The sequence below is a fragment of the Staphylococcus sp. acrmy genome (assembly GCF_022690565.1).
Taxonomy (GTDB): domain Bacteria; phylum Bacillota; class Bacilli; order Staphylococcales; family Staphylococcaceae; genus Staphylococcus; species Staphylococcus caledonicus.
In genome coordinates, this window is the sequence record NZ_JALCVE010000001.1 from 16816 (window position 1) to 30034 (window position 13219).

Consider the following 13219-nt stretch of genomic DNA (forward strand, 5'->3'; position numbering starts at 1 on the left):
ATTTTTTAAGAAATTATAAATAATAAAATCATTAATATAATAAAATTTTTTAGAAATGTTTTCCAAAACTTAATATTTAATCAAACACAGTTGTTAAATCACGAAATATTTACCTCTTATTTACATTAACTTAAAGTTCTCGTGTTACTTTATAGATAAATAGAGCTACAACTTTAGGAGGGTATTGATGAATAAACCAATGGCTACACCTGTTAAAATAGCAGTGGGTATTTATCTAGCAATTGTATTACTTATGTGTTCAAGTTATTTAGTACTTATTCTTGTAGGCAGTTTGCAAGGCAATGATATGAGTAACTCAGTATTAGATTCTGATCACCGTCATATTAATAGCGTGACTAAAGACTCAACTGAGAATATAAGTAATACAGAGTTAAATAAAGCGTCAGCAGCCACTTCTGAAGTAGCAAAGGACGAGACGACATCAACAACTGATTATAAAACAATCAATTCTAACGATAAAAAAGCAGGTGCTAACTCATCCAGTGACGGTAGTTAGCACCTGTTTGATTTAACTTTAACTTCTTATTTTATTTAATAGATATTACTGAATGATATTCTTAAGTTGCGCAAAGAATTTCTGTCTTTCTGGTAATGGGAATATCGGATAAATATGGAATAAGTTATATCCCGGCGTAAAGTCATGTTCTATGCCCTTCTCGTTTAACATTTGAGATAATTTTAAAGCATCTGGATACAATGTTTCTTTTGTACCGATAAAGATTGAAATACGTCCTAAGCCTTCTAAATTACCATTAATTGGAGAGATTTTATAATCCTCAACTGGTAAATCTCCTGCCCATAATTCAATAAAGTATTTACTGCCGTCAATACCCAGCATTGGATCAATTTTTTCATATTCTTTCGCGTCAGGATTACTTAGTGTACCGTCTAGGACTGGCGATAACATGACGATGTGCCCCGGTTGTTGTAATTGTGTCGCTTCATTTAAATATTCAGCGAAAGATAACGCGATTTGTCCACCGGCTGAATCACCCATAATAATGAGTTGGTCTGAACTTTCAACTTCAGTCAATTGTTTTTCATATATACTTTTCAATAGTTCAAAGGTTGTGCGGTAATCACGGTGTGGCACTTTAGGATAAATCGGCATAATGATGCGCGCATCTAGTTGCCCTGCAAGCTGATCGATAAATTCAAAGTGCTCATCTAGTGGGTCTTGGAACCATGCGCCACCATGGATGTACAGAACGACTTTTTGTTGGCGGTTACGTTGTGCATTCACCACGTAGGTCACTGACCCATTCCAACTTTTAGTTTTAACATCATGTTTAAACTCATAATCTGTGCCTTCATATTTACCAGCAGTGATTTCTTTTGTTTCTTGTAAAGCCTTCTTAGCATCTTCAACATTTTCAAATGGTTTCTTCATTCCAGACATACGAATATAGCTTTCCATTAAGACACTTTTATAGCTACGTTTTTCTTTTACTTTTACAAACGCTAACGTGCCTAATAAAGCTGAAGTTGCAACTGTAAACATTCTCTTTTTCATTTTATATCATGGCCTCCTATACAATACTTAATTATAAACCTAATCGCTCTTAAATTTTAGTAAACCACATTATAAGGCTATTTCTATACTTTTATTGAAAATATTAATATATAATATAATTATCAGAATTTTCAATATTAATAGAAAGTAGGTTATATATATGTCACGTCATAAGATTGTGTTAATCGGAAGTGGTTATGTCGGCTCTGCGTTTGCGCATGCTATTGTTGCGAAAGGTCTTGTAGATGAGCTGGCAATTATAGATATTGATGAGGATAAAGCTAAAGCGGATGTTTGGGATTTAAATCATGCTACGCCTTTTAGTGAAAACTTTGTAGACGTACATGTTGGGACTTACCAAGATTGTGCTGATGCTGATATCGTTGTTATTTGTGCGAGTGCGACATTAGCTAAGGGAGCGACACGTCTTCAATTATTAGAAGATAATGTAGAGATTTTTGTACCTATGATTCAACAAGTGATTAATCATGGCTTTAATGGCTATTTCGTACTGCCTTCTAATCCCGTGGATATTATGAGTTATGTGATTAAACGGGTATCGCATTTTCCTAAAAATAAAATCATCGGCTCAGGAACTTCACTCGATACTGCCCGCTTCGAATTCTTTCTTAGTCGCGCATTGAATATCGCTCCTCAAAGTGTTTATGCTCCAGTCATTGGTGAGCACGGAGATTCACAAGTTCAAGTATGGTCTCACGCACAAGTTGCTGGTGAGCCCGTATTAGACTTATTAAGCCCTGATATTGATAAGACATCATTCATACAATCTATTTCAACTCAAACGACCCAGGTGGGCTATGATATTTATGTTCGAAAAGGCACGACCAACTTTGGTATATCGTTAAGTTTAGTCCGAATTGTTGAAGCCATCCTTTTCAACAAAAATATTATTATGAATGTATCAAGCTACCTCGAAGGCGAATATGGTCTAAATGGGTTATATATAGGTACACCAACCGTAATTAATGGAAACGGCGCCGATAGAGTTATCGAGTTGGCATTGGAAGAGGATGAGCTAGCACGTTTCAAACAGTCTGCTAATGTCATTAAGGATTACCAACAACGTGCTGATGGAATCATTGAAAAGCTTCTTAATTAATTATTTAATATGAAGAAAGCGGGACAAATATCTCATTAACCTTTAAAGATATTGGTGTCCCGCTTTAGTATAGTTGGCTTAACTTTTATTAGATTTATTTATGTCTGCTTTTATAATTCTAAGCTCTCATACATACGCTGCAATTGATATTCAAAGCCTTGCATGTCTATAAAACGTGCCTGACGATGCATCTCCTTACCATCCATGTAGATTAAATCTACTGGTACAGTAAAGATAGATAGCTCTCCAGCAATTGCTTCGACTTCAGATTGATTTATCACACCAAGTGGCACACGTGGATAATCTTTGAGCATGTCTTTAATTTGAGGTAATACAGCGTGACACACTGAGCAGTTATTGCGCATCACATGTATCACAGCTAATTCATGTGTGTCTATGAATTGATGAAAGTGTTCAATACTTGTTAATTGCTCAGTCATTATGTTCACCTACACTTGTCGTTTATCGAAATTTTATTTTAAAATATCTTGGAAGATGGTTGGCATTTTAGTGATTCTTTGTCTTTCTAAATCGAAAAAGCCTCCAGTTTGTTGACCAATACAATGTATTTTATCGCCTGAAGCAATTTCAAATTTAAAGACCCATTTCATGCGTCCACCTTGGACATACCAACAACGTCCCACGGGTTGATCGTGAATCGTAATAGGTACCTTGTATTCAATTTCTGTTTTCATTAAAATTGGTGATATATGTTGATTCATCATTTCGGAAAATGTCATATATTTATTAATAAATACTGTACGTAAATCTTCAAACCAACGCACATAAACGATATTGCTTACTATACCCATAGCATCGATGTCGTAATTATTAACCTCTATGTCTTTCTCAGCTACTAATAGACCTTCTTCAGCCATATTTATAATCTCCTTTAAATCAGTATACAACTCTATTTTACGCCGTTCATTCAGGTTTTGCATCTTCTTAACTCTTTTAAAGATAAAATATATTATCCTTTAAATGTAATTTGGAAATATCTAATGTATAGCATCAAATATTTTTTATGAAAAATTTATCGATTTATTTTTGTATTTAGTTGTGTGTAAATAGACACAAATAGAATAAAACGTGGTATACTGTATGTGAATAAATTCACAAAGTTTTGGAGGGTATATTATGAAAGCCTATAACTATGAAAAACCTGGAGTAGCACAATTAATCGAGAAAGAGAAACCAGTCGTTACTGAAAGTACTGACGCTATTATTAGAATGGTTAAAACGACAATTTGTGGTACGGACTTACACATTATTAAAGGAGACACACCAGAAGTTCCTGAAAACACAACACTTGGTCATGAAGGTATCGGTATCGTAGAATCTGTTGGTTCAAACGTAAACAACTTCAAAGTTGGCGACAAAGTTATCGTTTCTGCCGTTTCATCATGTGGTAAATGTTACTACTGTAAAAAAGGTATCTATGCTCACTGTGAAAACGATGGTGGTTGGATTTTAGGTCACTTAATCAATGGTACACAAGCAGAATACGTTAAAGTTCCTTTTGCGGATAACTCTTTATACCATGCACCTAAATCTTTACCAGACGAAGCACTTGTTATGCTATCTGATATTTTACCAACTGGTTATGAAATTGGTGTATTAAAAGGTAAAGTTAAACCTGGTAGCACGGTTGCTATCGTAGGTGCTGGCCCAGTAGGATTAGCTACATTACTTACTGCACAATTCTTCTCTCCATCTAAGATCATCATGTTAGATTTAGATGACAACCGTTTAGCAACTGCGAAAGGCTTAGGCACTACACATACAATTAATTCAAGTAATGTTGAAGAAGCTATCGCAAAAGTTAAAGAATTAAATCACCGTGGCGTAGATGTAGCTATCGAAGCCGTAGGTATTCCACAAACATTTGACTTATGTCAAAAACTTATCGGCGTTGACGGTACAATCGCAAACGTTGGTGTACACGGTTTACCTGTTCAATTTGATATTGATAAATTATGGATTAAAAATATCAATGTAACAACTGGATTAGTTTCAGGTAACACAACTGAAGAACTTTTAGAAGCACTAAAAAGTAAAACAATTCAACCAGAACAATTGGTTACACACTATAGCAAATTAAGTGAAATTGAAGAAGCATATGATTTATTCAGAAATGCTACTGATCATAAAGCTATTAAATTATTAATTGAAAATGATATCACTAAATAAGAAATACTAACCTATTTAATTTCTAATGTTATAACGAGTCCGGGATATAAACCTAAACATGATAGCGTAGAGACAATTCAATCATGAATCGTCTCTACGCTTCTTTTATCAATACTTCGTATTGTTTGGGAGCGGGACAGAAATCTAATGCAATTTCAAAGATTTCGTAGTCGCGCCCCGGCAAGGATGACTAGAAATGAAGAAAGTCCGGGTTGGACGCATCTTCATCACAGTCAATTACTGCCAAGCTTAGCTATTGAGAATATTCCCTCAGGAGTCTCGCCAACAATACTACATTATATACATGTAATTTTACATCAAAATACTTAAAAAAATTAAGACATTTTCGTATAATTTAATAAATATCACTAAACTAAATTAACGAGGTGTCTTATGTACAAAAATTATTATATAACTCACCTTACACTACCAATAGAAACTTCTATTTTAACCCTATTATTTTTTAATGTATTATTTCATATCTTTTAAAATTCTTTAATTGCTCTAATCTCTTATATCGAGAAAGTGCTATTTTATAGTCTTTTATTAATAAATATTTAGATATATTTCTTTCTGTTAATTTCAGAATTATCAAAAAAATGATTGTAACTTAAATTCTAAGTGATAAAATGAGATTATTCTTCTTAGGTGGTGAAGGTTATGTTACCTTATTTGTTATTTCTATTTACCATGTCATTTACTCCTGGTCCAAATACGATTATGGCGTTGTCAGAAGGTCAGCGTAAAGGATTTATACGTTCATTACCTTTTAACTTTGGCGTTTTAATTGGGATATTATTGACGTTAGTTGTGACTTTGCTCTTTTCAGAACCTTTAAAAGCTTCACCTACGTTTATCTTCATTATGAAATTATTAGGCACTATCTACTTATTGTATTTAGCTTATCATGTTTTAATCTCTAAACCTGATAGCGTCGATGAAGCACTAGACCGACCAATATTAAAAGGTGTGCTTATTCAAGTCACAAATATAAAAGCAATGTTGTACTTTCTAACTGGTTTAACAACTTTCACTCTCCCACCCGACTTTGAACATACATATATACGTTCCACTTTACTTATCGTGATTGGTATAGCTGGAACATTGTTATGGTCACAATGAATCGTTTATATCACCAGTATTATAAAATAATCAATGTAATTATCGCTATTTTATTATTAATTAGCACCATAGAATTATGGTAATTAAAAAGAAAGGGCTGCGCCATTAATATAATAATGACGCAGCCTTTAGTTTTGTTCGCTCTCTTATTTAATTGTCATAATTACTTTTCCTGGGTCAACAGATGTTACATCTTCTACTGTTAATGTTTTGTCTCCTAGGTTTGTAATAATTACTGGTGTGACTGTACTTGGTGCATGTTCTTTTAAGTATGCTAAATTAATCTTCATTAATGGTTGGCCTTGAGTCACTGTTTCATCAGCATTGACTAAGCTTTCGAAGCCTTCCCCGCTTAATTTAACTGTATCGATACCAATGTGAATAAGCACTTCGACACCACTATCTGATTCTAAACCGATCGCATGTTTCGTTGGGAAAATTGTTTTAATTGTACCATCGAATGGTGCTACGATTTCTCCACTTTCAGGAACAAAGCCTACGCCATCGCCATCATTTTTTCAGAGAATACTTTGTCTGGAACTTCTGATAATGGAATGATATGTCCAGTACCTGGCGCATAAATTTCAGTTTCCTTAATATCTTCAACATGTACTGGTTCATTTGATTCTTCTTCAGTAACTGTTGTTTCGCTCGCTTTTGTAATTTCTCCGCTCATAATTTTAGCCATGTCGTGTTTAATTTGATCTGACTTAGGTCCAAAGATTGCTTGCATGTTATTACCTACTTCAAGTACACCTGAAGCACCTAATGCTTTTAATCCTGGTACATCTACTTTAGATTTATCATTTACTTCAACACGTAAACGTGTAATACATGCATCTAAATGTTTGATGTTTTCTTTACCACCCATGGCATCTAATACATCGAATGGTAATTTCGCTACGCTAGAGTTACGAACTTCTTGTTTAGTGTCTTCACGACCAGGTGTTTTCAAGTTAAATTTCTTAATTGTGAAACTGAATAGGAAGTAGTAAACAACTGCGTATACTAAACCTATTGGAATAACTAATAATGCATGTGTACGATCCCAGTTTAATAATCCGTAAAGAATGTAATCAATAAATCCACCTGAGAATGTCATAACGATTTTAACGTCTAATAAGTGCATTACTAAGAATGAAGTACCTGCTAATAATACGTGAATAACATATAATAACGGTGCTACAAATAAGAATGAGAATTCTAATGGTTCTGTAATACCTGTTAAGAATGAAGTTAAGGCAGCTGATAACATTAAACCACCAACAACTTTTTTACGTTCAGGGCGCGCATTTCTATAAATTGCTAATGCAGCAGCTGGAAGACCAAACATCATGAATGGATATTTACCTGTTGTAAACGTACCAGCTGTGAATTGAACGCCGTCTTTTAATTGAGACATCCAAATACGTTGGTCCCCACGAATTAAGTCTCCGGCATGGTTTGTATATTCTCCAAATTCAAACCAGAATGGTGCATAGAAAATATGGTGTAAACCAAATGGAATTAATGAACGTTCAATTACACCGAAGATAAACGTTGTTAATGTTAAGTTTTTATTTAATAAGAAGTTAGATAAGCTATTTAACCCGTCTTGAATTGGAGGCCAAATAAAACTTAATAGAATCCCTGCAATAATCGCTGCGACTGCTGTTGCGATTGGTACAAAACGTTTACCAGCAAAGAAACCTAAGAAAGCCGGCAATGTAATATTATAATACTTGTTATAACACCATGCGGCGATTGCCCCCATGATGATACCACCAAACACCCCAGTTTGTAGGGTTGGTATTCCTAAAATTAAAGCATTGGCTGGTAATTTATTGGCTTGACTTAGTTCTTTCGCGCCATTAGCGTAACTATAAATATCATCAATAGAAATATCCATTACTTTACCCATAGTTGCGTTCATAATTAAGTAACCAACTAATGCGGCTAAAGCGGCTACGCCATCGCCACCTGCTAATCCTAATGCTGTACCGACTGCAAATAGTAACGGCAAGTTATCAAATATAATTTGTCCAGAAGCTTCCATGACAGATGAAATCATGACAAAGACATCCATTTTTAGCCATGGTGCAAGACCAACTAATTGTTCATTATGCATCGCATTACCAAATGCGAGTAAAATCCCTGAAGCTGGTAAAATCGCAACTGGTAACATTAAGGCTTTACCGATACGTTGCAATTGACCGAAAAATTTCTTAAACATAATCTTATTCCCTTCCTTATGTATTGAACTTTATGACAATAAAAAAGACATAAGCAAAAAGAGAAAAGTACGTTTAAGGAATTGTTTAGTGCCACTCATTAGATCAATGAGTATACACCTATCCCAATAATTCCTAGTCTACTTTTAAGAATATAAATTAATATTTACAAGTATGAATGATTAGCCTACGAGTCATTCATAGACTATAACACCAGTTATCGGCGTCTCACCTTCATCTCTTGCTAACTTCATTTAATTTATATTCTAATCAAGACACCTTTCGTGTCTTAATCTCTTAATTTGCTTATGCCTAATTTAATAGTAACACGCAGTTCTTTTTAATTAATTTCAATTATATACATTTGTAAAACCGTTTTCAATACCTTTTTTTATGGAAAATGATTATATTTGTTTAATAATTTAATAAAAAAACTACCAACAAAGCTAAGGCCTTGTTGGTAGAATATTGAATCTATATTATAAGAAACGTTTAGCTGCAACTGAAAGTGGTGGAATTTCGTCGAAGTCTAATTTTTTATCTTCAGTGATTGATCTGTAAGCCCATTTACCATAGTTAATTGCTTCTTCGTTTACAATTTTACCTGGTAATGGAGCAGCGTTAGGGTCAACATGTACGTCAACGATTGTTGGTACATTTTCATTTAATGCTGCTTCTACAACTTCATCAATACGGCTAGGGTCTTTTAAGACATAACCTTTACCGCCAGCAGCTTCTGCGAATTTAGCATGGTCCATATCAGAGAAATCAATGGCATATTCTAATTCACCAGCAGCTTGTTGTTCATATTTAATGAATGATAATTGTTTGTTGTTCATAACAAAGATTGTCATTGGTAAGTCATATTGAACAGCAGTTGCAAAGTCTTGCATTACCATTTGGAATGCACCGTCACCAGTGATTGAGATAGCTTGACGTTTAGGGAATGCAATTTTAGAAGCAATTGCTCCTGGAAGACCGCAACCCATAGTACCTAACCATGATGAAATAATGAATTTATTATTAACAGAAAGGTTTAAGTAACGTGTAGACCAAACTGTTGAAGTACCAACGTCAACTGAGAATACAGCGTCATCAGTACTATATTCACTAATAGCTTTCATTAAGCGTTCTGGACGAATTGGTGAACTTTCTTGTTTCATATCTTGTTCCATCCATTTATCCCAAACAGCTTTACGTTCTAATGTTTTGTCTAAGAACGCACGTTTTGGAACGTGTTTAATACTGTCAGTTAATTGATGGAAAGCAAGTTTAGCATCGCCAACTACGCCAACGTTTACATTGAAACGGTGTCCAATAACAGCTGGGTTAGTGTCGATTTGAATTGCTTTGATATTTTTCTTAGGTAGGTAGTCAACGTATGGATAGTTAGTACCTGCCATGATTAATAAGTCTGCATCTTGGATTGTTTGGTAAGATGTTTTTGTACCAATTTTACCTAAGTTACCAATGCTATATGGATGATCATCTGGGATGATAGTTTTCGCTGGTAACGTATGGATAACTGGAATTTTTGCTGCTTCGATGAATTCACGTAATTCATCTTTAGCATTTTGTGCACCTACACCAACAATCATAACTGGTTTTTTACTTTTATCGATTAATTTAGATGCTTTTTTAATACTACGTAAAGTTGGAGCTTGTGCTTTAGGTTTAGTAGTATCGATTGCACGATTAGTAGTGTCTTTGATTTTTTGAGTTAATAAATCATTTGGACATACAACTACTGCTACACCGCGTTTTTCATATGCAGTCCGAATTGCTTCGTTAACTACTTCAAACACGTTGTCGCCTTTTTGGATTTGGTGATTAAATACAGAAACGTCTGCTACCATGTCAGTAATATTAGTTTCTTGGAATGCTTTAGTTCCTAATAATGTGCTGTTAGTTTGACCAGCTAAAATTAATTGAGGAACTCGGTCCATTTTAGCATCATACATACCGTTTAATAAGTGGACAATACCAGGACCACCGATACTTAATGCTACACCAATTTTACCTGTCATTTTTGTATATGAAGCAGCTGCTAAACTTGCTACTTCTTCATGACGTACGTGATAGAATTTGAATGAATCTCTCACTGTACGTAAACTATCTACTACTGCGTCAATTGAGTCACCTGGAATACCATAAAGATGATCAATGTCCCATGCTTCTAATGCTTTAACTAATGCTTCATTTGCTTTGATCTTCGCCATTATTACAATAGCTCCTTTCTTAACTTAACAAGTACTTAGTATATATTCCCTTTAGTAAAATAAAATAATCATAATTGGAATGAGAATTGAACTAATTACAGCCGTTAAAATCATTCCAATTGAACTAAATGCGCCAGATTCTATGTCATGTTCTAACGCTTTTGAAGTACCAAAAGCGTGTGATGCGTTACCGTACATTAATCCTCTGGCTATCGAAGTTTGAAAATTACCTACTTTCAATAACAATGAACCCATCATACTGCCGATTAACCCTGTCGTAATAATAAATAATACTGTAATCGTATCAGTGCCTCCCAATTCATGAGAGACTTCTATTCCTACTGCAGCGGTTATCGATCTTGGTAAGATGGTTACAATTGTTTCTTCAGAGTAACCTAATAACTTTAACGAGGTAAACACTAACACAAAATTAAGTATGACGCCAGCCATCACGCTTGAGAAAATAATACTTAAATTCCCAAAAATTTTATGTCGATTCTTATATAGTGGATATGCCAAACAGACGACGGTAGCGTTTAATAGATGGTTAATCCATTTACCACCAACCATATAGTCATGATAATTTTGATGGGTAAGAAGAAGTACAATGATAACGCCAATCGAACCAACTAATGCTGGATTTAAAAGCGGGTTATCGTATTTCTGTTGTAATTTTCTAGCTACAATATACATTACGATGGTCAACAATATCATTAAAACAGCTTGTAAACTATTCATATTATTACTGGCCTTTCTTTGTATCAGGCTGCTTGACCATCTTTTCAGCAATATAACCTGAAACAAGTGCTACACAACTTGTTCCTACTATTATTAATAGGAAAAAGACAATGTAGCTTCTCGTAATATTAGAAATAACATCCATAATACCTACAACTGAAGGAATAAAGAAGAAGACCATCGTTGCTAATAAGAACTCTGCGCCTTCTGATATCCAGTTCATACGTATGATTTTTAATTCTAATAAGATATAAAGTAATATCATCCCAACAATGCTCCCGGCTAATGGGATGTGTAAACTTTTCTGTATAAAACCACCGATTAAACTAATGACTAAAATAATGGCTATTTGAATGATAATTTTAGCAAATATTAACGCGTGTTCCAAGATGAATGAGCCTCCAATAAATATGTCGAAATTGTTACAGTTATTTAAAAACCTACGTTCATAATTATACTCTTGGTTAATAAAATAGAAAAATACTCTTTTTAAATACCATCTATAGTTTTTTTCTATGTAACCGTTTCAACAAATAAAGTGAGGGATTTTATTATTGTCGTTAATAATGAAAATATTGTTTAGTCATAGTTTAAGCGTTCGCTCATAAAATCAATCCATTTAGAAGTAGCGTGGCTTAACAATTTATCTTTCTTCCAAATCGCACCTAATTCCCAGCTCATTCCTGTGTCTTCGATTTTTATACTTTTAATATTATCTTTAAGCATATTAGCGATATGTTCAGGAAGTATGCTAACACCTAAGTGCGCAAGTAATAAATATTCAATAAAATTCCATTGGGAAACATTCGATACCGTATTTGGGATGAAACCGGCATTTTTCGCTGCGGCAATAATTTTATCATTTAAATAAAAGTCTTCATTAAATAGTATGAAGTCCTCATTTTTTAAATCGGCCATACTTACGGAATCACGAGTGGCAAGTTCATGTTCTTCACTCACTACTAATCTTAAATCTTCGCTATATAATGAAAGGTAGTCGAAGGTATTCTCATCAATAGGAATGGTTGTGATGCCTATGTCGATTTGGTCATTAATCAATCGTGTTTCAATCGACTTACCGCCACTTTCATTCAAGCTATATGTTACATTAGGATACAATTTATGAAATTCTCCTAGAATGTAGATGAATTGTTGCATATCCATAACGGCTGACATTCCAATATTAATGTGGCCAGTTTCTAATCCGAGCAAGCCATTAATTTCGAATGGAATATTATCATATAGCGCGATGATTTCCTCACACTTTTTATAAAAGACCTTCCCTGCATCGGTTAATACAAGATAACGCTTTTGACGATCGAATAATGTCATATGCAGTTCATTCTCTATATCTTTAATCGCTTTACTAATCGTAGGCTGGGCTATAAATAATGATTTCGAAGCATTTGTCATACCACCTTGATTGACTACTTCCATAAAATATTTCATATGTTTGATATCCAAATGCTCACCTTCTCTTTTAATTATTACGTTTTCATTATACACGATTTATTTTCGGAAAATAAAAAAAGTATTTTTTAATTAAAGTATGAATTTAAAGGGATTGCACTTATGTGGAATAAAAAGAAGAAATTTCAAATCAGAGATTGGTTAGAGTGCGAGACATTCATCATTTATATGTTAAAAAACGTATAAATAGTGTCCCCATCTCATCTCAATCGCTCATTCAGAATTTCTTCAAAAATAAGATGACTTCCATGATTAAATTATTTCATTATAAAACAATTCCACCTATATTTTTATTTTGCAAAAAATGTTATAATCACATAGGCTCAATTTGATTAATGAGGTGAGGCATTGAGCTTTTATGAATTTATGCAAAATTTTGTTGGTGATGACACACCATTAGGTGAATTGGTAAATTGGATGAATCAAGATAGCAATTTTCCTAGAGAAGTGAAGAGCCAAGTTGAAATATTGTCATATTTTCGAAATAATCTATGTCCTGAAAACATACCTGTGTCTTTAGTTAAAAGAGCATTGGCTGTTTTTAACCAATTCACAAATGTATGATTTCTAGTTATGTAATTGTACATTCATGGAAGTATCATCTCACAGAAAAGGC

Annotated in this window: 12 protein-coding genes and 1 pseudogene; 5 read left to right on the forward strand and 8 right to left on the reverse strand. The window is 33.9% G+C overall.

Annotated features, from left to right (window positions below; translation table 11 throughout):
- The first annotated feature begins 199 nt into the window (after positions 1-199).
- Positions 200-517: a hypothetical protein gene (locus tag FH144_RS00070; RefSeq protein ID WP_242313433.1), complete on the forward strand. Its 318-nt coding sequence runs from the start codon at positions 200-202 to the stop codon at positions 515-517.
- 45 nt (positions 518-562) lie between these two features.
- Here the strand turns inward: FH144_RS00070 and FH144_RS00075 are convergent, their stop codons facing one another.
- Positions 563-1534 (reverse strand): alpha/beta hydrolase fold domain-containing protein, encoded by a 972-nt coding sequence (locus FH144_RS00075; protein ID WP_242313089.1) that lies wholly within the window; start codon positions 1532-1534, stop codon positions 563-565.
- Positions 1535-1694: 160 nt separating this feature from the next.
- On the opposite strand from FH144_RS00075, the gene FH144_RS00080 reads away from it, so the two are divergent.
- Entirely contained in the window at positions 1695-2654 is a 960-nt protein-coding gene (locus tag FH144_RS00080) for an L-lactate dehydrogenase (protein ID WP_242313091.1), read from the forward strand.
- Positions 2655-2764: 110 nt separating this feature from the next.
- Here the strand turns inward: FH144_RS00080 and FH144_RS00085 are convergent, their stop codons facing one another.
- Entirely contained in the window at positions 2765-3094 is a 330-nt protein-coding gene (locus tag FH144_RS00085) for a thioredoxin family protein (protein WP_242313092.1), read from the reverse strand.
- Between the two features lie 33 nt (positions 3095-3127).
- Complete coding sequence (locus tag FH144_RS00090) at positions 3128-3532, reverse strand: acyl-CoA thioesterase (RefSeq protein ID WP_242313094.1); 405 nt, start codon at positions 3530-3532, stop codon at positions 3128-3130.
- Positions 3533-3791: 259 nt separating this feature from the next.
- Here FH144_RS00090 and FH144_RS00095 point away from each other — a divergent pair, with 259 nt between their 5' ends.
- A complete protein-coding gene (locus FH144_RS00095; RefSeq protein ID WP_242313096.1) occupies positions 3792-4844 on the forward strand; it encodes a zinc-dependent alcohol dehydrogenase family protein in 1053 nt (350 codons plus the stop codon).
- A gap of 660 nt (positions 4845-5504) precedes the next feature.
- Positions 5505-5966: a LysE family translocator gene (locus FH144_RS00100; RefSeq protein ID WP_242313098.1), complete on the forward strand. Its 462-nt coding sequence runs from the start codon at positions 5505-5507 to the stop codon at positions 5964-5966.
- A gap of 146 nt (positions 5967-6112) precedes the next feature.
- Here FH144_RS00100 and ptsG read toward each other — a convergent pair.
- The 5 genes and pseudogenes from ptsG to cidR all read right to left on the reverse strand — a co-directional run bounded on the left by ptsG (position 6113) and on the right by cidR (position 12597).
- A pseudogene (gene ptsG / locus FH144_RS00105) lies at positions 6113-8178 on the reverse strand (glucose-specific PTS transporter subunit IIBC).
- Positions 8179-8655: 477 nt separating this feature from the next.
- The gene (locus FH144_RS00110; protein ID WP_198611913.1) at positions 8656-10395 is read right to left on the reverse strand and encodes a pyruvate oxidase; all 1740 of its coding nucleotides are present in this window, start codon (positions 10393-10395) and stop codon (positions 8656-8658) included.
- A gap of 51 nt (positions 10396-10446) precedes the next feature.
- On the reverse strand, positions 10447-11133 hold the full coding sequence (locus tag FH144_RS00115) for an LrgB family protein (RefSeq protein WP_242313099.1): 687 nt from the start codon (positions 11131-11133) through the stop codon (positions 10447-10449).
- 4 nt (positions 11134-11137) lie between these two features.
- Complete coding sequence (locus FH144_RS00120) at positions 11138-11521, reverse strand: CidA/LrgA family protein (protein WP_107507101.1); 384 nt, start codon at positions 11519-11521, stop codon at positions 11138-11140.
- A 191-nt stretch (positions 11522-11712) separates the two neighbouring features.
- Positions 11713-12597, reverse strand: a complete 885-nt coding sequence (gene cidR, locus FH144_RS00125; protein WP_107507100.1) for a cidABC operon transcriptional activator CidR — start codon at positions 12595-12597, stop codon at positions 11713-11715.
- Between the two features lie 354 nt (positions 12598-12951).
- Here cidR and FH144_RS00130 point away from each other — a divergent pair, with 354 nt between their 5' ends.
- Entirely contained in the window at positions 12952-13167 is a 216-nt protein-coding gene (locus tag FH144_RS00130; RefSeq protein WP_242313101.1) for a sterile alpha motif-like domain-containing protein, read from the forward strand.
- Positions 13168-13219 lie beyond the last annotated feature (52 nt).

What these genes read in the sequence shown, in the direction of transcription:
- FH144_RS00070 (WP_242313433.1), top strand. Translation starts at nt 200, where the DNA reads ATGGCTACACCTGTTAAAATAGCAGTGGGTATTTATCTAGCAATTGTA.
- FH144_RS00075 (WP_242313089.1), bottom strand. Translation starts at nt 1,534, where the DNA reads ATGAAAAAGAGAATGTTTACAGTTGCAACTTCAGCTTTATTAGGCACG.
- FH144_RS00080 (WP_242313091.1), top strand. Translation starts at nt 1,695, where the DNA reads ATGTCACGTCATAAGATTGTGTTAATCGGAAGTGGTTATGTCGGCTCT.
- FH144_RS00085 (WP_242313092.1), bottom strand. Translation starts at nt 3,094, where the DNA reads ATGACTGAGCAATTAACAAGTATTGAACACTTTCATCAATTCATAGAC.
- FH144_RS00090 (WP_242313094.1), bottom strand. Translation starts at nt 3,532, where the DNA reads ATGGCTGAAGAAGGTCTATTAGTAGCTGAGAAAGACATAGAGGTTAAT.
- FH144_RS00095 (WP_242313096.1), top strand. Translation starts at nt 3,792, where the DNA reads ATGAAAGCCTATAACTATGAAAAACCTGGAGTAGCACAATTAATCGAG.
- FH144_RS00100 (WP_242313098.1), top strand. Translation starts at nt 5,505, where the DNA reads ATGTTACCTTATTTGTTATTTCTATTTACCATGTCATTTACTCCTGGT.
- FH144_RS00110 (WP_198611913.1), bottom strand. Translation starts at nt 10,395, where the DNA reads ATGGCGAAGATCAAAGCAAATGAAGCATTAGTTAAAGCATTAGAAGCA.
- FH144_RS00115 (WP_242313099.1), bottom strand. Translation starts at nt 11,133, where the DNA reads ATGAATAGTTTACAAGCTGTTTTAATGATATTGTTGACCATCGTAATG.